The 21,808-nt window shown below is 70.0% G+C and carries 20 protein-coding genes; 10 read left to right on the top strand and 10 right to left on the bottom strand.

Features of this window, described 5'->3' with window-relative positions; genetic code table 11:
• Positions 1–176: 176 nt before the first annotated feature.
• The 6 genes from ACIPYQ_RS36950 to ACIPYQ_RS36925 form a co-directional block, all read right to left on the bottom strand.
• Positions 177–1,595: an FAD-dependent oxidoreductase gene (locus ACIPYQ_RS36950; RefSeq protein WP_361755314.1), complete on the bottom strand. Its 1,419-nt coding sequence runs from the start codon at positions 1,593–1,595 to the stop codon at positions 177–179.
• Positions 1,596–1,618: 23 nt separating this feature from the next.
• Positions 1,619–2,425: an ABC transporter permease gene (locus tag ACIPYQ_RS36945; RefSeq protein WP_327416703.1), complete on the bottom strand. Its 807-nt coding sequence runs from the start codon at positions 2,423–2,425 to the stop codon at positions 1,619–1,621.
• A complete protein-coding gene (locus ACIPYQ_RS36940) occupies positions 2,425–3,354 on the bottom strand; it encodes an ABC transporter permease (RefSeq protein ID WP_361755310.1) in 930 nt (309 codons plus the stop codon). The genes ACIPYQ_RS36945 and ACIPYQ_RS36940 overlap by 1 nt, the downstream gene beginning before the upstream one ends.
• Positions 3,351–4,517, bottom strand: a complete 1,167-nt coding sequence (locus ACIPYQ_RS36935; RefSeq protein ID WP_361755307.1) for an ABC transporter ATP-binding protein — start codon at positions 4,515–4,517, stop codon at positions 3,351–3,353. The genes ACIPYQ_RS36940 and ACIPYQ_RS36935 overlap by 4 nt, the downstream gene beginning before the upstream one ends.
• Before the next feature lie 64 nt (positions 4,518–4,581).
• Positions 4,582–5,832: a spermidine/putrescine ABC transporter substrate-binding protein gene (locus ACIPYQ_RS36930; protein WP_401258583.1), complete on the bottom strand. Its 1,251-nt coding sequence runs from the start codon at positions 5,830–5,832 to the stop codon at positions 4,582–4,584.
• A gap of 70 nt (positions 5,833–5,902) precedes the next feature.
• Positions 5,903–7,420 carry a gamma-aminobutyraldehyde dehydrogenase gene (locus ACIPYQ_RS36925; protein ID WP_362232924.1) on the bottom strand — a complete coding sequence of 506 codons (1,518 nt, stop codon included), beginning with the start codon at positions 7,418–7,420 and terminating at the stop codon, positions 5,903–5,905.
• A 194-nt stretch (positions 7,421–7,614) separates the two neighbouring features.
• Between ACIPYQ_RS36925 and ACIPYQ_RS36920 the strand changes: the two genes are divergently transcribed.
• The 3 genes from ACIPYQ_RS36920 (at position 7,615) to ACIPYQ_RS36910 (ending at position 10,630) form a co-directional block, all read left to right on the top strand.
• Positions 7,615–8,169 carry an NADAR family protein gene (locus ACIPYQ_RS36920; RefSeq protein WP_361755301.1) on the top strand — a complete coding sequence of 185 codons (555 nt, stop codon included), beginning with the start codon at positions 7,615–7,617 and terminating at the stop codon, positions 8,167–8,169.
• Positions 8,166–8,597 carry an NUDIX domain-containing protein gene (locus ACIPYQ_RS36915; RefSeq protein WP_401258581.1) on the top strand — a complete coding sequence of 144 codons (432 nt, stop codon included), beginning with the start codon at positions 8,166–8,168 and terminating at the stop codon, positions 8,595–8,597. Before ACIPYQ_RS36920 ends, ACIPYQ_RS36915 begins: the two co-directional genes overlap by 4 nt.
• 443 nt (positions 8,598–9,040) lie before the next feature.
• Complete coding sequence (locus ACIPYQ_RS36910) at positions 9,041–10,630, top strand: TROVE domain-containing protein (protein ID WP_401258579.1); 1,590 nt, start codon at positions 9,041–9,043, stop codon at positions 10,628–10,630.
• A 60-nt stretch (positions 10,631–10,690) separates the two neighbouring features.
• Here the strand turns inward: ACIPYQ_RS36910 and ACIPYQ_RS36905 are convergent, their stop codons facing one another.
• Entirely contained in the window at positions 10,691–11,380 is a 690-nt protein-coding gene (locus ACIPYQ_RS36905) for a DUF4190 domain-containing protein (RefSeq protein ID WP_401258577.1), read from the bottom strand.
• A gap of 110 nt (positions 11,381–11,490) precedes the next feature.
• On the opposite strand from ACIPYQ_RS36905, the gene ACIPYQ_RS36900 reads away from it, so the two are divergent.
• The 5 genes from ACIPYQ_RS36900 to ACIPYQ_RS36880 all read left to right on the top strand — a co-directional run bounded on the left by ACIPYQ_RS36900 (position 11,491) and on the right by ACIPYQ_RS36880 (position 16,464).
• Positions 11,491–12,516 carry an adenosine deaminase gene (locus ACIPYQ_RS36900; RefSeq protein ID WP_401258576.1) on the top strand — a complete coding sequence of 342 codons (1,026 nt, stop codon included), beginning with the start codon at positions 11,491–11,493 and terminating at the stop codon, positions 12,514–12,516.
• Positions 12,517–12,552: 36 nt separating this feature from the next.
• Entirely contained in the window at positions 12,553–13,242 is a 690-nt protein-coding gene (locus ACIPYQ_RS36895) for a glycerophosphodiester phosphodiesterase (RefSeq protein WP_401258574.1), read from the top strand.
• A complete protein-coding gene (locus ACIPYQ_RS36890) occupies positions 13,239–14,438 on the top strand; it encodes a sensor histidine kinase (RefSeq protein WP_401258572.1) in 1,200 nt (399 codons plus the stop codon). Before ACIPYQ_RS36895 ends, ACIPYQ_RS36890 begins: the two co-directional genes overlap by 4 nt.
• A complete protein-coding gene (locus ACIPYQ_RS36885; RefSeq protein ID WP_362232909.1) occupies positions 14,435–15,103 on the top strand; it encodes a response regulator transcription factor in 669 nt (222 codons plus the stop codon). Before ACIPYQ_RS36890 ends, ACIPYQ_RS36885 begins: the two co-directional genes overlap by 4 nt.
• A 149-nt stretch (positions 15,104–15,252) precedes the next feature.
• Positions 15,253–16,464: a serine hydrolase domain-containing protein gene (locus tag ACIPYQ_RS36880; RefSeq protein WP_401258570.1), complete on the top strand. Its 1,212-nt coding sequence runs from the start codon at positions 15,253–15,255 to the stop codon at positions 16,462–16,464.
• Here ACIPYQ_RS36880 and ACIPYQ_RS36875 read toward each other — a convergent pair.
• The 3 genes from ACIPYQ_RS36875 to ACIPYQ_RS36865 all read right to left on the bottom strand — a co-directional run bounded on the left by ACIPYQ_RS36875 (position 16,454) and on the right by ACIPYQ_RS36865 (position 19,709).
• Entirely contained in the window at positions 16,454–16,921 is a 468-nt protein-coding gene (locus ACIPYQ_RS36875) for a hypothetical protein (RefSeq protein ID WP_401258568.1), read from the bottom strand. The two genes, ACIPYQ_RS36880 and ACIPYQ_RS36875, sit on opposite strands and share 11 nt — an antisense overlap.
• A 77-nt stretch (positions 16,922–16,998) precedes the next feature.
• The gene (locus ACIPYQ_RS36870; RefSeq protein WP_401258567.1) at positions 16,999–18,177 is read right to left on the bottom strand and encodes a spermidine/putrescine ABC transporter substrate-binding protein; all 1,179 of its coding nucleotides are present in this window, start codon (positions 18,175–18,177) and stop codon (positions 16,999–17,001) included.
• 92 nt (positions 18,178–18,269) lie between these two features.
• Positions 18,270–19,709, bottom strand: coding sequence for a gamma-aminobutyraldehyde dehydrogenase (locus ACIPYQ_RS36865; RefSeq protein ID WP_401258566.1), 1,440 nt, complete (start codon positions 19,707–19,709; stop codon positions 18,270–18,272).
• A 168-nt stretch (positions 19,710–19,877) separates the two neighbouring features.
• Here ACIPYQ_RS36865 and ACIPYQ_RS36860 point away from each other — a divergent pair, with 168 nt between their 5' ends.
• Positions 19,878–20,381, top strand: a complete 504-nt coding sequence (locus tag ACIPYQ_RS36860; protein WP_007266859.1) for an Lrp/AsnC family transcriptional regulator — start codon at positions 19,878–19,880, stop codon at positions 20,379–20,381.
• Complete coding sequence (locus ACIPYQ_RS36855; RefSeq protein ID WP_361755268.1) at positions 20,366–21,745, top strand: aspartate aminotransferase family protein; 1,380 nt, start codon at positions 20,366–20,368, stop codon at positions 21,743–21,745. Before ACIPYQ_RS36860 ends, ACIPYQ_RS36855 begins: the two co-directional genes overlap by 16 nt.
• Positions 21,746–21,808 lie beyond the last annotated feature (63 nt).

Genomic DNA, 21,808 nt, shown 5'->3' with positions numbered 1-21,808 from the left:
TCGTCTCGTGCGCGGTGAAGGATCGTCACCGGGAGAGAGCGGGGCCGGGCGCGGCTATGACGCGGGTTTCCTTACTCCGAGGCAGTGAACCGGGTCACACGGTGACCGGCGGCGTGCGCCGGGGGCGCGTGCGGTCGGCTCCGTGCGTTCAGTTCCGTACGGTCGGCTCCGTGCGATCAGCTGTCGAAACCGAGGCCGAAGCGGTCCAGCGTGCGGAGCCACAGGTTGCGGTGCCCGCCGCGGCGGTCGGCGCGGGCCAGCGACCACTTGGTGAGGGTGATCCCGGTCCAGGCGAAGGGCTCGGGCGGGAACGGCATCGGCTTGGACTTCACCATCTCCAGCCGGGTGCGCTCGGTGTCGAGGCCGTCGAGCAGGTCCAGCATCACGTCGGCGCCGAACCGGGTCGCGCCCACCCCGAGCCCGGTGTAGCCGGCCGCGTAGGCCACCTTCCCGGAGTGCGCCGTGCCGAAGAAGGCGGAGAAGCGCGAGCAGGTGTCGATGGCGCCGCCCCAGGCGTGGCTGAACTTCAGCCCCTCCAGCTGCGGGAAGGCGGTGAAGAAGTGCTCCGCGAGCTTGAGGTACGTCTCGGGGCGGTGGTCGTACTCGGAATCGAGCTTTCCCCGGTAGGGGTAGATCGCGTCGTAGCCGCCCCACAGGATCCGGTGGTCCTTGGTGATCCGGAAGTAGTGGAACTGGTTGGCGCTGTCGCCGAGCCCCTGCCGGTTCTTCCAGCCGATCGCGGCGAGCTGGGCCTCGTCCAGCGGCTCGCTCATCAGCGCGTAGTCGTAGACCGGAACCGTGAAGGGGCGGATCCGCCGGACCAGCGACGGGAAGATGTTGGTGCCCAGGGCGACCCGACGGGCGAGGATCGTGCCGTAGGGGGTCTGGACGGCCATGCCGGTGCCGACCGCGGACATCTTCAGGCCGCGGGTGTTCTCGTAGATCCGCACCCCGAGATCGAGGCAGGCCTGCTTGAGGCCCCAGGCCAGCTTCGCCGGATTGAGCATGGCGACGCCGTCGCGGTCCCAGAGGCCCGCGAGGAAGGTCGGCGAGTCGACCTCGGCGCGCAGCGCGTCGGCGTCCAGCCATTCGGAGCCGCCGGCCAGGCCGAGGCGCTGCGCCTCCTCGTGGAGCTCGCGCAGCTCCTCCACCTGGTGGGGTTCGGTGGCGACGTCGATCTCGCCGGTCCGCTCGAAGTCGCAGTCGATGCCGTAGCGGGCGACGGCCTCCTCGATGGCGTCGAGGTTGCGGGCGCCCAGTTCCTCCAGCCGGGCGAGCTCGTCCGGCCAGCGGGCCATCCCGTTGGCGAGCCCGTGGGTGAGGGAGGCGGCGCAGAAACCGCCGTTGCGCCCGGAGGCGGCCCAGCCCGCCTCCTTGCTCTCGATGAGCACGACGTCCCGCCCGGGGTCGCGCTCCTTGGCGAGCAGGGCCGTCCACAGCCCGCTGTAGCCGCCGCCGACGACCAGCAGGTCGCAGCGCTCGTCCGAGGTCAGCGCCGGCTGCGGCGCGGGCTTGCCGGGGTCGTCCAGCCAGTACGAGACCGGCTTCGCTTCGGAAAGGGATTTCGCAACACTACGCATGGCGACTGGGGCCATGGCTTCCAACTCCCTACAGGGCTCTACTTCGGTTGTGCCTTCTTGCGGCGGTTGCCGACCATCTGGCCGACGAGGACCACCAGCACCGCGATGACGAACATCGCCGTGCCGATGACGTTGATCTGCACAGGCGTACCGCGCTGGGCCGATCCCCACACGAACATGGGGAAGGTGACGGTGTTGCCCGAGTTGAAGTTGGTGATGATGAAGTCGTCGAACGAGAGCGCGAAGGAGAGCAGCGCGCCCGCCGCGATGCCGGGGGCCGCGATCGGCAGGGTGACCCGTACGAAGGTCTGCACCGGGCCCGCGTAGAGGTCCCGGGCGGCCTCCTCCAGCCGCGGGTCCATGGACAGGACACGCGCCTTTACGGCGGCGACGACGAAGCTGAGGCAGAACATGATGTGGGCGATCAGGATCGTCCAGAAGCCCAGCTGGATGCCCATGTTCAGGAAGAGCGCGAGCAGCGAGGCCGCCATCACGATCTCCGGCATGGCCATGGGCAGGAAGATCAGCGAGTTGACCGCGCTGCGTCCCCGGAAGCGGTAGCGGACCATCGCGAAGGCGATGGCCGTGCCCAGGGCGGTCGCGGCGAGGGTGGACCACAGCGCGATCTGGAGCGACAGCGACAGCGAGCCGCACATGTCGGCGACCCCGCAGGGGTCCTTCCACGCGTCGAGCGAGAACTCCTGCCAGGCGTAGTTGAACCGCCCGGTGGGGTTGTTGAAGGAGAAGACGGTGACGACGACGTTCGGCAGGATCATGTACGCGAGCGTGCCGAGGCCCGCGATGACGACCAGATTGCGCCGGAGCCAGGTGAGGGGAGTGCGCATCAGACCAGGTCCTCCGTCCCCGCTCGGCGGATGTAGATGGTGACCATGATCAGCACGATGGCCATGAGGATGAAGGACAGCGCGGCCGCCGTCGGGTAGTCGAGGATCCGCAGGTACTGCGACTGGATGACGTTGCCGATCATGCGGGTGTCCGTGGAGCCGAGCAGTTCGGCGTTGACGTAGTCGCCGCTCGCCGGGATGAAGGTGAGCAGGGTCCCGGAGACCACGCCGGGCATGGAGAGCGGGAAGGTCACCTTCCGGAAGACCGTGGCGGGGTGCGCGTACAGGTCCCCGGCCGCCTCGTGGAGGCGGGTGTCGATGCGCTCCAGCGAGGAGTACAGCGGCAGGATCATGAAGGGGAGGAAGTTGTACGTCAGACCGCAGACGACCGCGAGCGGCGTGGCCAGCACCCGGTCCCCCTCGGTCATGCCGAGCCAGCTGGTGACATCGAGGAAGCCGACGGTGTTGAGCACCTCGACCACCGGGCCGCCGTCGGCCAGGATCGTCTTCCAGGCCAGCGTGCGGATCAGGAAGCTGGTGAAGAAGGGGGCGATGACCAGGACCAGCAGGAGGTTGCGCCAACGGCCCGCCTTGAAGGCGATCAGGTAGGCCAGCGGGTACCCGAGCAGCAGGCACAGCACCGTCGCGGTGCCGGCGTACAGCAGGGAGCGCAGGAACTGCGGGTAGTACTCGGTCAGCGCGTCCCAGTACGTCTGGAAGTGCCAGGTGACCTGGAAGCCCTCTTCGAGGGAGCCGGTCTGCACCGAGGTGGAGGCCTGGTAGATCATCGGCAGCACGAAGAAGACCAGCAGCCACAGGATGCCCGGGAGCAGCAGCCAGTAGGGGATCAACCGCTTGCGCACGGACGGCTTGTGCACCGGGGGTTCGGCGGCGGCGGGCGCCTGGGGCGGCGCCGCAGTGGCGGTCATGCGCTCTCCTCGACGGTCTCGATGCCCGCGTCGCCCATCGTCCCTGCAAGCATGGACTGGGCGGCGTCGAGGCCGAAGGTGTGCTCCGGGTTCCAGTGCAGGATCACCTCGGCGCCCGGGACCAGGCGGGCGTCCCGCTCGATGTTCTGGGCGTACACCTCCAGCTCGGGACAGACCTGGCTGTCGATCACGTACTGGGTGGAGACGCCGATGAAGGAGGAGTTCGCTATTCGGCCCGGGACCTTGTTGCGGCCGGCCGCGATGGTGTGCTCCTCGTCGGCGTGGACCAGGGAGATCTTCTCCGGGCGCACGCCGACCAGCAGTTTCCCGCCGGCGCGGGGCGTGGTCGCGCATCGGGCGGCGGGCAGCCGCAGGGTGGTGCCGGAGGCCGAGACCACGACGTCGGAGCCGGCGGACTCCACGTCCGCCTCGATGAGGTTCGAGGTGCCGAGGAAGTTGGCGACGAAGGTGGTGCCCGGGTTCTCGTACAGCTCGGCGGGGGCGCCCAACTGCTCGACGCGGCCTCCGTTCATCACGGCGACCGTGTCGGCCATGGTCATGGCCTCCTCCTGGTCGTGCGTGACGTGCACGAAGGTGATGCCGACCTCGGTCTGGATCCGCTTGAGCTCCAGCTGCATCTGGCGGCGCAGCTTGAGGTCGAGGGCGCCGAGCGGCTCGTCGAGGAGCAGCACCTGCGGGTGGTTGATCAGCGCGCGGGCGACGGCGACGCGCTGCTGCTGGCCGCCGGAGAGCTGGTGCGGCTTGCGCTGGGCGAACTGACCGAGCTGGACGAGCTCCAGCATCTCGTCGACCTGCTTCTTGACCGACTTGATGCCGCGGCGGCGCAGCCCGAAGGCGATGTTCTCGTAGATGTTCAGGTGCGGGAACAGCGCGTAGCTCTGGAAGACCGTGTTGACCGGGCGCTTGTACGGCGGCAGGTCGGTGACCTCCCGGTCGCCGAGGTGCACCGTGCCGGTGGAGGGCTCCTCCAGGCCGGCGATCATGCGCAGGGTGGTGGTCTTCCCGCAGCCCGAGGCGCCGAGCAGGGCGAAGAAGGAGCCCTGGGGGATGGTGAGATCCAGCGGGTGCACGGCGGTGAAGGTGCCGTAGTGCTTGCTGATCCCGGAGAGGCGGACGTCGCCGCCCGCGGTCTTGTCAGTCATGAAGGGGTCCCGGGGGTGGGTGGGCGGAGCGGGCAAGGGAGGGGTTCGCGCCGGGCGCGTACGGCTACGCGCCGATGAGCTTGGCGAACTTCTCTTCGTACGCGGTCTCTTCCTCGCTGGAGAGGGAGCGGAAGGCGTGGGCCTTGGCGGCCATCGCCTTGTCCGGAACGATCAGGGGATTGTCCGCGAGTTCGGGATCGATCTTGGCCAGCTCGTCCTTGACGCCCTCGACCGGGCAGACGTAGCTGATGAAGGCGGCCAGCTGGGCGGCGACCGGGGGCTCGTAGTAGTAGTCGATGAGCTTCTCCGCGTTGGCCTTGTGCCGGGCCTTGGCGGGGACCAGGAGGTTGTCGCTGGAGGTGATGTATCCCGGGGCGGGGATGGCGTACTTGATGTCCGGGTTTCCGGCCTGCAGCTGGATGATGTCGCCGGCCCAGGCGAGACAGGCGGCGAGGTCGCCCTTGTCGAGGTCCGCGGTGTAGTCGTTGCCGGTGAAGCGGCGGATCTGGTTGGTGTCCACGCCCTTCTGGAGCCGGCCTATCGCCCCGTCGAAGTCCGAGGTGGTGAAGTTGGCCGGGTCCTTGCCCTGGTCGAGCAGGGTCATGCCGACGCTGTCGCGCATCTCGGTCAGGAAGCCGACGCGGCCCTTGAGGGTGGGGTCGTCGAGCATCTGGGTGACCGAGTCGACCTTCTTGCCGCCCGTCGCCTTCTCGTTGTAGGCGATGACGGTGTCGATGCCGGTCCACGGGTAGCTGTACGCCCGTCCCGGATCCCAGTCCGGGGTGCGGAACTGCGGGATCAGGTTGGCGTAGGCGTGCGGGAGGTGCGAGGGGTCCAGCCGCTGCGCCCAGCCGAGCCGGATGATGCGGGCGGCGAGCCAGTCGGTGACGACGATCAGGTCGCGGCCGGTGTCCTGGCCGGCCGCGAGCTGCGGCCTGATCTTGCCGAAGAACTCGACGTTGTCGTTGATGTCCTCGGTGTACTTGACCTTGATCCCGGTCCGCTTGGTGAACTCCTCCAGGGTCGGACGGCTCTTCTCGTCCTCGCTGGTGTCCATGTACTCGGTCCAGTTGGAGAAGTTGATCTCCTTCTCCCCGGCCGAGTGGTCGTCGGAGGCCACCGCCGTGTCGCCCGCGCGCTTGGCGGGCGGGATGCCGCATCCGGCGAGGGCGGCGAGGCCGCCCAGGGTGAGCGCTCCGACTCCGGAGGCGCGCAGCAGCGAGCGGCGGGTGAGGGCGCCGCGCCCGCTGGTGAGGCTGCGCCGCATCGCGGCGAGTTGCGCCGCCGAGAGGCGGTCGGGCTCGAACTGCTCCATGCGCTGTGCCCTTTCGGGAGGTGTACCGCTGGTCGGGCGGTAGAGGCCACGCGGCGGTAGCCGCAATTGGTTACGGTCGGTCCCCGAAGATCGTGCGGTGCCAGTCCTTCGCGGCCACCGCCGTGTTGTCGTACATAACGTGCTTGACCTGCGTGTACTCCTCGAAGGAGTAGGCCGACATGTCCTTTCCGAAGCCGCTGGCCTTGTAGCCCCCGTGGGGCATCTCGCTGATGATCGGGATGTGGTCGTTGACCCAGACGCAGCCCGCCTGGATCTCACGGGTGGCGCGGTTCGCCCGGTAGAGGTCGCGGCTCCAGGCCGAGGCCGCGAGTCCGTACGGGGTGTCGTTGGCCAGCGCGATGCCCTCGTCGTCGGTGTCGAAGGGCAGGACCACGAGGACCGGCCCGAAGATCTCGGACTGGACCACCTCGCTGTCCTGGGCCGCGCCGGAGATGAGGGTCGGCCGGTAGTAGGCGCCGTCGGCCAGCTCGCCCGCCGGGATCTCGCCGCCGGTGACGACGGTGGCGTAGGCGCGGGCCCGCTCGACGAAGCCGGCGACCCGGTCGCGCTGGGCGTGCGAGACCAGCGGGCCCAGGTCGGTGGTGGGCGCGAAGGGGTCGCCGAGGCGCACGGTCTCCATCAGCTCGGCCACCCGGGCGACGAAGGCGTCGTGCAGGGGGCGCTGGACGTAGGCACGGGTGGCGGCCGTGCAGTCCTGGCCGGTGTTGATGAGGGAGGCGGCCACGGCGCCGTGCGCGGCGGCCTCCAGGTCGGCGTCGTCGAAGACGAGGAAGGGGGCCTTGCCGCCGAGCTCCAGGTGGAGCCGCTTGACGGTGGCGGTCGCGATCTCGGCGACCCGCTTGCCGACGGCGGTGGAGCCGGTGAAGGAGGTCATCACCACGTCGGGGTGGCCGACCAGGTGCTCGCCGGCCACGCGGCCGGCGCCGGTGACGATGTTGATCACGCCGTCGGGCAGGCCCGCCTCCTTGGCCGCCTGCGCGAACATCAGGGAGGTCAGCGGGGTGAGCTCGGCGGGCTTGAGGACGATCGTGTTGCCCGCGGCGATCGCCGGGAGGATCTTCCAGGCGGCCATCTGGAGCGGATAGTTCCAGGGCGCGATGGAGCCGACGACCCCGATGGCCTCGCGGCGCACGTAGGAGGTGTGGTCACCGGAGTACTCGCCGGCGGCCTGCCCCTGGAGGTGGCGGGCGGCCCCCGCGAAGAAGGCGGTGTTGTCGATGGTCCCCGGCACGTCGAACTCCGTGGACAGCTTGATCGGCTTGCCGCACTGCAGGGACTCGGCGTAGGCGAAGTCCTCCGCCTGCTCGGCCAGCACGGCGGCCAGCCGGTGCAGGGCGTCCGAACGCTCGCCGGGGGTGGCGCCGGACCAGCCCGGGAAGGCACGCTTGGCAGCGGCGACCGCCTCGTCGACGTCCGCGGTACTCGCCAGTTCGTAGGTGAGGACCTCGTCGCCGGTCGCCGGATCGACCACTGTGTGTGACTGTCCGGAGGTGCCGGGCCTGAGCTGCCCCCCGATGTACTGCGCGCCGTCTGCGAAGCGGTCCTTGACCTGGAAGCGGTTGCCCATCACGCTCTCACGCTCTCCGTAGCTACAGTTCGAGCTACAGCTCGAATTGAGTGCCGATCCTGGCAGAGGTGATGCCCTCGGCCAAGTGATTCCGTTGTTGCCTTTTGATTACGCGACGGAATCGGTCGACCATGTGTCGAGGCACACCGGAAATCCCGTACGAAGTGTCAGTGGCGACTGCCAGACTCGCGTGCATGGAGATGATCGAGGACCTGATCAAGCAGGTCAGCCGCGGTGAACGGGTGAAGTACCTGCCGTTCTGGGGGCACCGGCCGCTGCCCGACGGGAGGCTCGGACCGAGCTGCCTGAGCCAGTGGTGGCCGTCGGCTTTCACTGTCGGTGACGTCCGGTATGCCACCGCCGAGCACTGGATGATGGCCGGCAAGGCCCGGCTGTTCGGGGACGCCGAGGGTGAGCGGGCCGCGCTGGAGGCGAAGAGTCCGGCGGCCGCGAAGAAGGCCGGACGGCTCGTGCGCGGCTTCGACGACGCGATATGGGAGCGGGAGCGCTTCGCCCTGGTCGTGGAGGGCAGCGTGCACAAGTTCGGCTCCGACCCGGCGCTGCGCTCGTACCTGCTGGGCACCGGGAGCCGGGTGCTGGTGGAGGCGAGCCCGATGGACCGGGTCTGGGGCATCGGGCTCGCGGCCGACGACGAGCGCGCCCTGGACCCGGCGCGCTGGCGCGGGCTGAACCTGCTGGGCTTCGCCCTGATGGAGGCCCGGCAGCGGCTGCGCGAGGACGGCGCGTGACGGAGCGGCGCCGGGTCGCCGCGGTCATCGTCCGCGACGGCTGCGTGCTGATGGTGCGCGAGCGCGGCAGGGGGGCCACGGGGCGGCACGACGGGCCGGAGTACTGGACCCTGCCCGGCGGCGGTCTGGAGGAGGGCGAGGAGCCCGAGGAGGGGGTCCGGCGGGAGGTGGCCGAGGAGACCGGCCTGCACGCCCTGGGCGTGCGGTACGCGTACGACGCGCCCTACCCCTCGGGCCGGACCTCCTGCTTCCGTGTGGACGTGGCGCCCGGGGAGCCGGTCCTGGGCGTCGACGCGGACCTGGAGTGCGACTGCCCCCGGATGGTCGGGCTCATCTGGGTCCCGCTCTCGCGCGGTACGGACGGCGAGTCGGTCATGGTGCCCACCCTGCTCAGTAATTGCGTGGTGGATCCCGGTCCCGCCGCCTAACGTGTTCCTTGTCCAGGTGCGAAGGCGAGACCTACTTCGACTCCAAATCGGGCGGTCGCGGGTTCGAGTCCCGCCACCGGTGCATGCCGGTGTAGCTCAGTTGGCAGAGCACCATGTGGTTTCGCCGGCCTTGTTCTCTGGACACCTACGTCACGCACCTCCCGGTGCGCAGGCAGCGGCTCCTTCTTTTGCAAAGAAACCCAGGCCGCCGCCACCTTGATCTCGGGAGGCCTGCGTGAGGGATGCCCGGTGCGCAGGCGACGGTTACTTCTGGGGACCCGGAGGTCGTGGGTTCGATTCCCACCCGGCTCGTCACCCGCGAGGGAACGGGCCGGTGGAGCAGTCTGGAAGCTCGTCGGGCATAAAAGTCCGCCGCCGACTTCCGATCTCGGGCATCCCTCACGCAACGCCTCCCCGCTTCCATCGAATTCGGGGGGATTCTCATGGCTCGTTTCAACCTGCGCGCGTCCAAGTCGGCGCCCGCCGCTCCCACGTCGCCGGTGCGCTCCACCGGCCGTGCCCGCACCGCTCAGGGCGGCCCCGGCCACCTGCGCGACCCGCGCTCCGAGCTGTTCCTGCTCGCCGTCGCCAACTTCGTGACGCAGCGCACCGCGTACGAGAGCGGCGGGGACCGCGACGACCGCTTCGCGGCGCTCGTGCGCACCCTCGCCGTCGAGGACCCCGCGTGGACGGCCGGCCTGCTGGGCTGGCTCCGCGGGGACGCCAACATGCGCACGGCCTCGCTCGTCGGCGCCGCCGAGTACGTGAAGGCCCGGCTCGACGCCGGCGCCACCGACGGTCCTTCGAACCGCCAGGTCGTGGATTCCGTACTGCGGCGCGCGGACGAGCCCGGTGAGCTGCTGGGCTACTGGACGGCGACGTACGGGCGGAACGTGCCCAAGCCCGTCAAGCGCGGCGTCGCCGACGCGGTACGGCGGCTCTACTCGGGCACCTCGCTGCTGAAGTACGACACCGACTCCAAGGCCTACCGCTTCGGTGACGTCCTCAACCTCGTGCACGTCTCCCCCGATCCGGCCAAGCCCTGGCAGGGCGAGCTGTTCCGCTACGCCCTCGACCGCCGCCACAACCCGGACGACGCGCAGGTCCCGGCCGGCAACCGCACCCTCGCCGCCCACCGGGCGCTGATGGAGCTGCCGGTCGCCGAGCGGCGTGGTGTGGTCCTCGCCCCGGACGGCGCGGAGCGGCTCGCCGAGGCGGGCATGACCTGGGAGGCGCTGGCCGGCTGGCTGCAGGGGCCGATGGACGCGGCCGCCTGGGAGGCGGTCATCCCGTCCATGGGCGCGATGGCGCTGCTGCGCAACCTGCGCAACTTCGACCAGGCCGGGGTCTCGGACGCGGTGGCCGCGCAGGTCGCGGCGAGGATCTCCGACCCGGAGGTCGTCGCCCGGTCCCGGCAGTTCCCCTTCCGCTACCTCGCCGCCTATCAGCACGCTCCCTCGCTGCGCTGGGCGTACCCGCTGGAGCAGGCGCTCGGCCACTCGCTCGCCAACGTACCGGCGCTGCCGGGCCGGACGCTGGTGCTCGTCGACCGGTCCGGGTCGATGTGGTCCCCGCTGTCGGACCGCTCGAAGCTCAACCGGGCGGATGCGGCGGCCGTGTTCGGGTCGGCGGTGGCGCTGCGGGCCGAGAAGGCCGACCTGGTGCAGTTCGGTTCGACCAGCAAGGCGGTCCCGTACAAGCGGGGCGAGTCGGTGCTGAAGCTGCTGGAGCGCTTCGAGGACCTCGGCGGCACCTACACGGCCCAGGCCGTGAAGCAGCACTACCGGAAGCACGACCGGGTGCTGATCATCACCGACGAGCAGGCCGGCTCCTACGGCTACAGCGGCGATCCGACGGTGGAGGTGCCGGCCTCGGTGCCGGTCTACACCTGGAACCTGGCGGGCTACCGGGTCGGGCACGCGCCCTCCGGCGGCGGGAACCGGCACACCTTCGGCGGGCTCACCGACGGTGCCTTCCGGATGGTGTCCCTGATCGAGGACGGCCGGAACGCGGACTGGCCCTGGGCCTGCTGAGGCGTTCCGGTGTGCCGGGGTCACCGGGGCCCCGGCACACCGGTGACCCGGTGACCTGGGTCAGACCTTCTCGTGGACCTGGGAGTTGTCGTAGGGGCTGTCGTACGACGGGGACTCTTCGAGCGGCCCCAGGTCCATGAAGCTGGCGAACACGGCCGCGAGCATCAGCCCGCCCAGCACGATGCCGATGACGCCCAGGATGATGCCCGCGAGCGCCACCCCGCCGTTGTCGGCCTCGCCGCGGTTCGCCTTGCCCTTGCCCAGGGCGCCGAAGACGACCGCCCCGATCCCGAGCGCCACGCCTATGAAGCTCAGGAAGCAGCCGACGACCGAGATGATGCCGAGAACGAGCGCGGCGATGCCGAAGCCGTTGCTCGGCTGCGCACCGTACGGGGCGTACGGGGCGCCCGGGTACCCCTGCGGGCCCGGGTATCCCTGGTATCCGGCGGGGCCGGGGTACCCCGCGTCGCCCGGGTACCCGTAGCCGGGCTGGACCGGGTATCCGTACGCCGGGGTCGCGGGGCCCGCCGGCGGCGCGGCCGGGTCGGGCGCCGGTATCGGTGTCGGGGTGGTCGGGGGCAGCTGGTCTCCCGGCATCCCCGCGAGCGTCGGCTGGTCGTGCACGGACGGCGGACCCGACACGCCTGGCGTGCCGTGCGCGTCGGGCGTGCCCTGCGATTTGCCCAGCTCCACCGCGGGCCGCTCCGGCGGCGCCCACGGGTCTCGCGGTTCGGGACTGCTGTCGGTCATACGGCGCCCCCCTCTCGTACAGCCATGCTAAGCGCTGCCACCGACAGTCACGGGCCTGCCTACGATGAATCCCGACCTGCCCGCACCCGTGTCCTCCCGGAGGCAACCCCATGACCGACCTGCACCCCTTCATCGCGGGGCTGCCCAAGGCCGAACTCCACGTCCACCACGTCGGCTCGGCATCCCCGCGCATCGTGGCCGAGCTCGCCTCCCGGCACCCCGACTCCAAGGTCCCCACCGACCCCGAGGCCCTCGCCGACTACTTCACCTTCACCGACTTCGCCCACTTCATCGAGGTCTACCTGTCGGTCGTCGACCTCGTCCGCACCCCGGACGACGTACGCACCCTCACCTTCGAAGTCGCCCGCGACATGGCCCGGCAGAACATCCGCTACGCCGAGCTGACCATCACCCCGTACTCCTCCACCCGCCGGGGCATCGACGAGCGGGCCTTCATGGAGGCCATCGAGGACGCCCGCAAGGCCGCCGAGGCCGAACTCGGCGTCATCCTGCGCTGGTGCTTCGACATCCCCGGCGAGGCCGGCCTCGAAGCCGCCGCCGAGACCGCCCGGCTCGCCGTCGACCTGCGTCCCGAGGGCCTGGTCTCCTTCGGTCTGGGCGGGCCCGAGATCGGCGTCCCGCGCCCGCAGTTCAAGCCGTACTTCGACGCGGCGCGCGCCGCCGGCCTGCACAGCGTGCCGCACGCCGGCGAGACCACCGGCCCGGAGACCGTCTGGGACGCCATCCGCGACCTGGGCGCCGAGCGCATCGGCCACGGCACGAGCTCCACGCAGGACCCGGAGCTCCTCGCGTACCTCGCCGAGCACCGCATCGCGCTGGAGGTCTGCCCGACCTCCAACATCGCCACCCGCGCGGTCACCGACCTCGACCGGCACCCCGTCAAGGAGATGGTCGCGGCGGGCGTGCTCGTCACCATCAACAGCGACGACCCGCCGATGTTCGGCTCCGACCTCAACAACGAGTACGCGGTGGCCGCCCGCCTCCTCGACCTCGACGAGCGCGGGCTCGCCCAGCTCGCCAAGAACGCCGTCGAGGCCTCCTTCCTCGACCCGGCCGGGAAGGCGCGTATCACCGCGGAGATCGACGCGTACACCGCCGAATGGCTGGCGCGCTGAGGTCCAATTGACCTTCGCGGCACGGAGAATGGGGCCATGCCTACCCTGACTGCCGTCGGCCACCGCGGCGATCCCTACCGTGTCCGCGAGAACACCCTGCCCTCGATCCGCTCCGCCTTCGCCCGCGGGGCGGACGCGGTCGAGATCGACGTGCGGCTGACCCGCGACGGAGTGCCGGTCCTGCTCCACGACGAGACGCTCCAGCGGCTGTGGGGCCATGACGTACGCCTCGACGACGTCACGGCCCCGCAGCTCAAGGAGCTGACGGGGGGCGGCGTTCCCACCCTGCGCGACGCCCTGATGACCGCCGGGGCGGGGCAGCTGATGCTCGACCTGCCGGGCGCCACTCCGGAGTCGGTGCGCACCGTGGTGGGCCTCGTCCGCGAGTGCGGGGCCCGCGACCGGACGTACTACTGCGCGGGCCCGAACACGATGCTTGCGGTCCGCGCGGCCGATCCGGGCGCGGAGATCGCGCTGACCTGGACCACGCTGTCGCCGCCGCGGCGGGTGCTGATCGACGCCGTGGCCCCGCGCTGGCTCAACTACCGCTTCGGGCTGGTGAGCCGGGAGCTGACGGACGCGCTGCACCGCGACGGGCTGCTGGTCTCGGCCTGGACCGCGGACACCAGATGGACGATGAAGTCGCTCGTCAAGGCGGGGGTCGACGCGGTCACCACGAACCGGGTGGACGTCCTGGCGCGCGTACGGGCCGAGTCCGGACGGTGATACGCGCGCTGGGCCGGCGGGTCCGGCGGCTGCGCGGAGCCCGTCCGTGGGTCGTGGACCTGGGCCTGACCGTGCTGGTGCAGCTGGCCGTCACGATGCCGTTCGTGCTGCCGCGGGAGCCCGGGCTGCCGCCGGTGACCTGGGCCTCGTACGCGGTCACCACGCTGGGGGTGGTGCCGCTGGTGTGGCGGCGGCGCCGGCCCGTGCTCGTCCTGGTGGCGATCCTGCTGATCGGCGGCGTCTACAAGGTGGTGATGGACGGCCCCGGCCAGCCGCTTCCGTACGCCGGGCTGATGGCCTTCTTCACGGTCGCCCTGCAGTGTCCCGGCCGGGTGCGTGCGGCGGTCGGGGCGGGCTCGGTGGTGACCGTCGCCGCGTCCGTGAAGCTGGAGGCGGGCACGGCCAGGGAGCTGTCCTTCACCCTGTTCTGCGCGGGCGCCGCCTACGCGCTGGGCCGGCTGCAGTACACCCGGCAGGCCTACACCGCAGCCGTGGAGGACCGGGCGGCGCAGCTGGAGCGGGCGAACCGGATCGAGGCGGAGCAGGCCGTGGCACGGGAGCGGGCCCGGATCGCGCGGGAGATGCACGACATCCTCTCGCACGCCGTCAGCATCATGATCGTGCAGGCGGAGGCCGGGCCGGTGGCGGTGCGGCGGGCGCCCGAGCTGGCCGAGGCGGCCTTCGAGGCGATCTCGGAGACGGGCCGGGACGCCATGGCGCAGCTGCGGACGATGCTGGGGGTGCTCCGCGAGGCGGACGGCCCGGCGCCGCGCGAGCCGCAGCCGGGGGTGGGCTCGCTCCCGGCGCTGCTGGACCGGGTGCGCCGGGGCGGGCCGGAGATCGCGTACGAGGCGACGGGCCGGGTCCAGGAGCTGCCGCCGGCGGTGGACACGGCCGTGTACCGGATCGTGCAGGAGGCGCTGACGAACGTGGTGAAGCACGCGCGGGCCCGGCGGGTGAGCGTACGGCTGCACCACGGGGCGCGGGAGCTGGCGATCACGGTGGCGGACGACGGGCGGGGGCCTGCGGGCGGCGGAAGCGGCGGCGACAGCGACAGCGGCGGGCACGGACTGATCGGGATCAGGGAGCGGGCGGCGGCCCACGGAGGCACCGCGGAGTGCGGTCCGCGGCGCGACGGCTCCGGGTTCGAGGTGCGGGCCGTCCTTGTAACCTCACCGCTGGAGGTGGGGAATTGACGATCCGTGTGGTGGTGGCCGACGACCAGGAGCTGGTGCGCAGCGGGTTCGCGATGATCCTGGACGCCCAGGAGGACATCGAGGTCGTGGCGGAGGTGGGGGACGGCGCGGCGGCGGTGGACGCGGTGGCCCGGCTCGCTCCGGACGTGGCGCTGCTGGACATCCGGATGCCGGTGCTGGACGGGATCGAGGCGTGCCGGGCGATCTCGGCGCGGAGCGGGTGCCGGACGGTGATGCTGACGACCTTCGATTCGGACGAGTACGTGTACGAGGCGCTGCACGCGGGGGCGAGCGGCTTCCTGCTGAAGGACGTGCGGCGGGACGATCTGGTGCACGCGGTACGGGTGGTGGCGGCGGGCGAGTCGCTGCTGGCGCCCTCGGTGGCGCGGCGTCTGATCGAGGAGTACACGGCGGCGACGGTGCGGCCTTCCCTTCCGGCGGACCGGCTGGAGGTGCTGACGGCGCGGGAACGGGAGACCCTGCTGCACCTGGGGCGGGGCTTGTCGAACGCGGAGATCGCGGCGTCGCTGGTGGTGAGCGAGCACACGGTGAAGTCGCACGTGGGGAACGTGCTGGCGAAGCTGGGGCTGCGGGACCGGATCCAGGCGGTGATCTGCGCGTACGAGACGGGCCTGATCGCGGCGGGTACTCCCTCTGGGGAGTGAGGGGACGGCGTGTCGCCTCCCCCGCGCCGGGTAGTTGTCGTACCGGTGAAGACCCCTCTTGATGGTGATCCGCAACCGCCCCTCCGGCCTGGAGCATTGAGGTCATCGGGGCAGACGGCCCCGATGCCGCACAGGGGGAGCACACCATCATGAACGCACGTACGCGCACGCTGATCGCCGCCGCTCTGGTCCTGGGGATCGCGTCCGGTCCGGCCGTCGCCCACGCCGCGCCGGCGCCGGCACCGACGTCGACGCCGTCGTCCGCCTCCTCGGAGCGGATCGCGCCGCTGGTTTCGGCACCGCCGAACGCGGCCGCGCTGGAGGCGGCGATCGCCGGGCTCGGTCCGCAGTACAGGGACGCGACGGCCGCATTGGTCCGGGTGGGCGGCACGGCCGGCCGCTGGCAGGGCAGTTCGGGCGTGGCGGACATCCGTACGGGGCGCGATGCCATCGAGCAGGGCCGGTTTCGGGCGGGGTCGGTGACCAAGGCGTTCACGGCGGCGGTCGTCCTCCAGCTGGCGGCGGAGGGCCGGGTGGACCTCGACGGGCCGGTACGGCGCCAGCTGCCCGGGACCGTCCCCGACCGCTACGGGGCCGTCACGGTACGGCAGTTGCTCAACCACACGAGCGGCATTCCGGCGGCCGACGGACCGGGCGACTCCTTCGAGGCGCAGTGGGAGCACCGGTTCGATGTGACCGATCCGCGGGCGCAGGTGGCCAACGCGGTCGCGAAGGAGCGGGAGTTCGCGCCCGGCACGGCGCAGCACTACCTGAACATCAACTACACGGTGCTCGGCATGCTGATCGAGAAGGTGACGGGCTTGCGGTACGAGGACGCGGTCGGCGCCCGGATCCTGAAGCCGCTGGGTCTGCACCGGACGTCGTTCCCGGGGCGGACCGGGACGAGGATCCAAGGCCCGCACAACCGGGGGTACCAGGCGATACCGAAGGCGGACGGCTCGCGCGAGCTGCGTGACGTGACCGAGTGGAACTCCTCGGACCGGTGGGCGGCCGGCGACATCATCTCGACGACGGCGGACCTGGAGCGGTTCACCGTGGCCCTGTTCAGCGGGCGGGTGGTGCCGAAGAACCGGCTGGAGGAGATGTTCACGGTGCCGGACGTGAAGGACTTCGCGAGCGGCAAGCCGGCGGTGATGACGGCCGGCCTGTCCAGGATCGTCCTGCCGGACGGCACGGTGGCCTGGGGCAAGACGGGCGGGCGGCACGGCTACAACACCGCGATCGGCGCGACCCGGGACCTCTCCCGCACCCTGGTCTACTCGGTGAACGCCACGGACGCCAAGGGCCAGGACATGAACCCGGTGGCCCTCGGCGTCATCATGGCGGCCTTCACGAAGTAGTGGCGGTCTCCAGGCGCTTGATCATGCGGCGCAGGACCAGGAGGGGGATCACCCCGAAGACGCCGAACGACATGTCGATGACGCTCCACCAGATGGGGATGCCGCGGATCGGGCCGCAGATCAGGGCCAGGGGTATCACTCCGACGCAGGCGATCATGCCGGCTTCGACGATCCAGATGTTGCAGACCGGGTCGCGGTACACGCCGTAGAAGAAGACGGCGATCACGAGGTGGGCGAAGGCGAGCCAGTCGGTTCCGTAGAGGAGGAAGGGGTAGTCGGCATCGGCCCGGTCCAGCCCCTCGCCCACCCGCCGCACCCAGTCGTTGTCCACGAGGGAGTTGAGCCAGTGGAGTTCGGTGACCAGGGGGAAGGCGGTGAGTCCGCTGAGCACCAGGCAGATGAGGAACACGGTCAACCAGGCACGGATCCGCCGCTGAAGGGCGCTTCTCTCGCTCATGGGCACAAGCCTACGAAGGTTTCTGAACACGTTCAGCCAAATTGATGAACATGTTCAATTCTGTGGCCTGACCGTGATCAGAGTCCGACGATCGCGTTCCAGCGCTTGGCGAGGGAGCGGCGCTCGGCCGAGGAGATGTCCCGGGCCACCACGAGCCGCTTGCGCATCTCGTCGTCCGGGAAGATCAGCGGGTTCTCGGCCAGTTCGGCGGTCTCCTTGTCGTCGGAGCCGGCCAGGACCTCCCGGGCGGCCGGGACCGGGCAGACGTAGTTGACGGAGGCGGCGAGCGACGCGGCCACCGCGGGGTCGTAGTAGTAGTCGATGAGGGCCTCGGCATTGGCCTTGTGGCGGGCCAGGTTGGGGACGAGCAGGCTCTCCGCCCAGAGTTCGGCCCCCTCCTCGGGGACCACGAACTCGATGTCCGGGTTGTCGGCCTGCAGCTGGATGGCGTCACCGGAGTAGGCCTGACAGGCGAGGACATCGCCCTTGCTCAGATCGGAGGTGTAGTCGTTGCCGGTGAAGCGGCGGATGTGCTTCTTCTTCACCATGCTCTCGACCTGGTCGCACATCCGGTGGAAGTCGGACTCGGTCCAGCGGGTGACGTCCACGCCGTTGCCCTGCATCAGCAGGGAGAAGGACTCGTCGAGGCCGGAGAAGAGGGTGACCCGGCCCGCCAGGTCCGGGTGCCACAGGTCCTTGACCGACTTGATCTCCCGGCCCAGGGCCTTGCGGTTGTAGGCGATGCCGGTGATCCCCGACTGCCAGGGGACGGTGTGCAGCCGGCCCTCGTCGAAGGCGGGGGAACGCAGTTGCGGGTCGAGGTGCCTGGCCACGTTGGGCTGCGCCGAGCGGTCCAGCTTCTGGGCCCAGCCCAGGTGGACGAAGCGGGCGGCCATCCAGTCGCTGACCACGACCAGGTCGTGGCCGGTCTCCTGGCGGTTCATCAGGGCCGGGCTGACCTTGCCGAAGAACTCGTCGTTGTCGTTGATCTCCTCGGTGTACCGGACCTCGATACCGGTCCGCTCCGAGAAGGCCTCCAGCGTCGGCCGACGCTCCTCGTCCTCCTCGTCGGTGTCGATGTAGAGCGGCCAGTTGGAGAAGGCGACGCTCCGGTCCCGCTCGGACCGGTCGGGGCCCGTACGCCGTTCCTCGGGAACGTAGGCGGCGGGCACGCCGCAGCCGGCGAGGGCGGCCGACAGGCCCGCGGCACCGAGGCCGTACAGCGCCGCACGGCGGGAGAAGGCGAGTTCAGGCATGGGCACAGCCTCGGGGAACGCGGAAGGGCGGGCAATAGACATGTTGTCTACTGCCCGCCCCCTCAACGCTGTGCTGTGATCGATGCGGCCGATCAGCCGTCGAGCGAGGTCATCACGTGCTTGATGCGCGTGTAGTCCTCGAAGCCGTAGGCGGAGAGGTCCTTGCCGTAGCCGGACTTCTTGAAGCCGCCGTGCGGCATCTCGGCGACGAGCGGGATGTGGGTGTTGATCCACACGCAGCCGAAGTCGAGGTTCTTGGACATCCGCATCGCGCGGCCGTGGTCCTTGGTCCACACGGAGGAGGCGAGGGCGAACTCGACGCCGTTCGCGTACTCCAGGGCCTGGGCCTCGTCCGAGAAGGACTGGACGGTGATGACGGGGCCGAAGACCTCGTTCTGGATGATCTCGTCGTCCTGCTTGAGGCCGGAGACCACGGTCGGGGCGTAGAAGAAGCCCTTCTCGCCGACCCGGTGGCCACCCGCCTCGACCTTGGCGTGGGCGGGGAGGCGCTCGATGAAGCCCGCGACCTGCTTGAGCTGGTTCGGGTTGTTCAGCGGGCCGTACAGCACGTCCTCGTCGTCCGGCTGCCCGGTCTTCGTGTCGGAGGCGGCCTTGGCGAGCGCGGCCACGAACTCGTCGTGGATGGACTGGTGCACGAGCACGCGGGTGGCGGCGGTGCAGTCCTGACCGGCGTTGAAGTAGCCGGCGACCGCGATGTCCTCGACGGCCTTGGAGATGTCGGCGTCCTCGAAGACCACGACCGGGGCCTTGCCGCCGAGCTCCAGGTGGACGCGCTTGACGTCCTTGGAGGCGCTCTCGGCGACCTGCATGCCCGCGCGCACCGAGCCGGTGATGGAGGCCATCGCCGGGGTGGAGTGCTCGACCATGGCCTTGCCGGTCTCGCGGTCGCCACAGACGACGTTGAAGACGCCCTTGGGCAGGACCGAGTCGATGATCTCCGCCATCAGGACGGTGGAGGCCGGGGTGGTGTCCGAGGGCTTGAGCACGACGGTGTTGCCCGCCGCGATGGCCGGCGCGAACTTCCACACGGCCATCATCATCGGGTAGTTCCACGGCGCGACCTGGGCGCAGACGCCGACCGGCTCACGGCGGATGATCGAGGTCATCCCCTCCATGTACTCGCCGGCCGAGCGGCCCTCCAGCAGACGGGCGGCGCCCGCGAAGAAGCGGATCTGGTCCACCATCGGCGGCAGCTCCTCGCTGGCCGTGAGGCCCAGCGGCTTGCCGGTGTTCTCCGACTCCGCGACGACGAGCTCGTCCGCGCGCGCCTCGAAGGCGTCCGCGATCTTCAGCAGCGCCTTCTGGCGCTCGGCGGGGGTGGTGTCGCGCCAGCCCGGGAAAGCCGCCGCGGCGGCGGCCATGGCGGCGTCGACGTCGGCCTGGCCCGACAGCGGGGCCGTGGCGTACACCTCGCCGGTGGCCGGGTTGACCACCTCGGTGGTCCGCCCGTCGACGGCGTCCTTGAACTCCCCGCCGATGTAGTTGCGCAGACGACGCAGTTCGGTGGTCACTACAGCCACACTCCTGATCACATGTCCAACGATTGAGACGATTACCAAGCCTAGCCCCTCGGCAGAGGCTTTCGACAGACCCGAAGGCCACCAACTACGAAATCAGTGAGATCCGAGTCCTCAAACAACGGATTTCATCGATTCCGTCTTGCGGAACAGACGACCCTCGTGCACAGTGAGGTCGTGGTCAGTCGAAGCGCAGATTCCAGGAACAGACAACCGTCCCCTTCGGTCGATGCTGTGTCCCTGGCGATCATCGAGCAACTGCAGGAGGACGGACGCCGTCCCTACGCATCGATCGGCAAGGCCGTCGGCCTCTCCGAAGCGGCAGTGCGCCAACGCGTACAGAAGCTGCTCGACCAGGGCGTCATGCAGATCGTCGCCGTCACCGATCCGCTCACCGTGGGCCTGCGGCGCCAGGCCATGGTCGGCATCAACGTCGAGGGTGACCTCGACCCGGTGGCCGATGCACTGACCGCCATGGCCGAGTGCGAGTACGTGGTGATGACCGCAGGGTCGTTCGACCTGATGGTGGAGATCGTCTGCGAGGACGACGACCACCTGCTCGAAACGATCAACAAGAAGATCCGCACGCTCCCCGGCGTGCGATCAACCGAAAGCTTCGTTTACCTGAAGCTGAAGAAGCAGACCTACATGTGGGGAACCCGATAACCGTGAGCCAGGACCTCTCCAAGACCGCGTACGACCACTTGTGGATGCACTTCACCCGCATGTCGTCCTACGAGAACTCCCCCGTCCCCACCATCGTCCGGGGCGAGGGCACCTACATCTGGGACGACAAGGGCAAGCGCTACCTCGACGGTCTCGCCGGGCTGTTCGTGGTCAACGCCGGTCACGGCCGCAAGGAACTGGCCGAGGTCGCCTACAAGCAGGCGCAGGAACTCGCGTTCTTCCCCATCTGGTCGTACGCGCACCCCAAGGCCGTCGAGCTCGCCGAGCGCCTCGCGCACTACGCCCCGGGCGACCTGAACAAGGTCTTCTTCACCACCGGTGGCGGCGAGGCCGTCGAGACCGCCTGGAAGCTCGCCAAGCAGTACTTCAAGCTGCAGGGCAAGCACACCAAGTACAAGGTCATCTCGCGTGCGGTCGCCTACCACGGCACCCCGCAGGGCGCCCTGTCCATCACGGGCCTGCCGGCTCTGAAGGCCCCCTTCGAGCCGCTGGTCCCCGGCGCGCACAAGGTGCCGAACACCAACATCTACCGCGCCCCGATCTACGGCGACGACCCCGAGGCCTACGGCCGCTGGTGCGCCGACCAGATCGAGCAGGAGATCCTCTTCGAGGGCGCCGACACCGTCGCCGCCGTCTTCCTGGAGCCGGTGCAGAACGCCGGCGGCTGCTTCCCGCCGCCGCCCGGGTACTTCCAGCGGGTCCGCGAGATCTGCGACGAGTACGACGTCCTGCTCGTCTCCGACGAGACGATCTGCGCGTTCGGCCGTCTGGGCACGATGTTCGCCTGTGACAAGTTCGACTACGTGCCGGACATGATCACCTGCGCCAAGGGCATGACCTCGGGTTACTCCCCGATCGGCGCCTGCATCATCTCCGACCGCCTCGCGGAGCCCTTCTACAAGGGCGACAACACCTTCCTGCACGGCTACACCTTCGGCGGCCACCCGGTCTCTTCGGCGGTCGCGCTGGCCAACCTCGACATCTTCGACAAGGAGGGCCTCAACCAGCACGTGCTGGACAACGAGGACGCCTTCTTCTCGACGCTGAAGAAGCTGCACGACCTGCCGATCGTCGGCGACGTCCGCGGCAACGGCTACTTCTACGGCATCGAGCTCGTCAAGGACAAGGACACCAAGGAGTCCTTCACGGACGAGGAGACGGAGCGCGTGCTCTACGGCTTCCTCTCCAAGGCGCTGTTCGAGAACGGCCTGTACTGCCGGGCCGACGACCGCGGTGACCCGGTCATCCAGCTGGCGCCGCCGCTGATCGCGGACCAGGGCACCTTCGACGAGATCGAAGGCATCTTGCGCTCGGTGCTCACCGAGGCATGGACGAAGCTGTAAGCAGGTCCACCGGACCGGCCGGGATGTAAATCGTCCGAGGCTGCAATCGTCCGATCACACGGC

The organism is Streptomyces sp. NPDC090045 (genome assembly GCF_044747975.1).
Lineage (GTDB): Bacteria > Actinomycetota > Actinomycetes > Streptomycetales > Streptomycetaceae > Streptomyces.
This window is presented reverse-complemented; position numbering and strand designations above follow the sequence as displayed.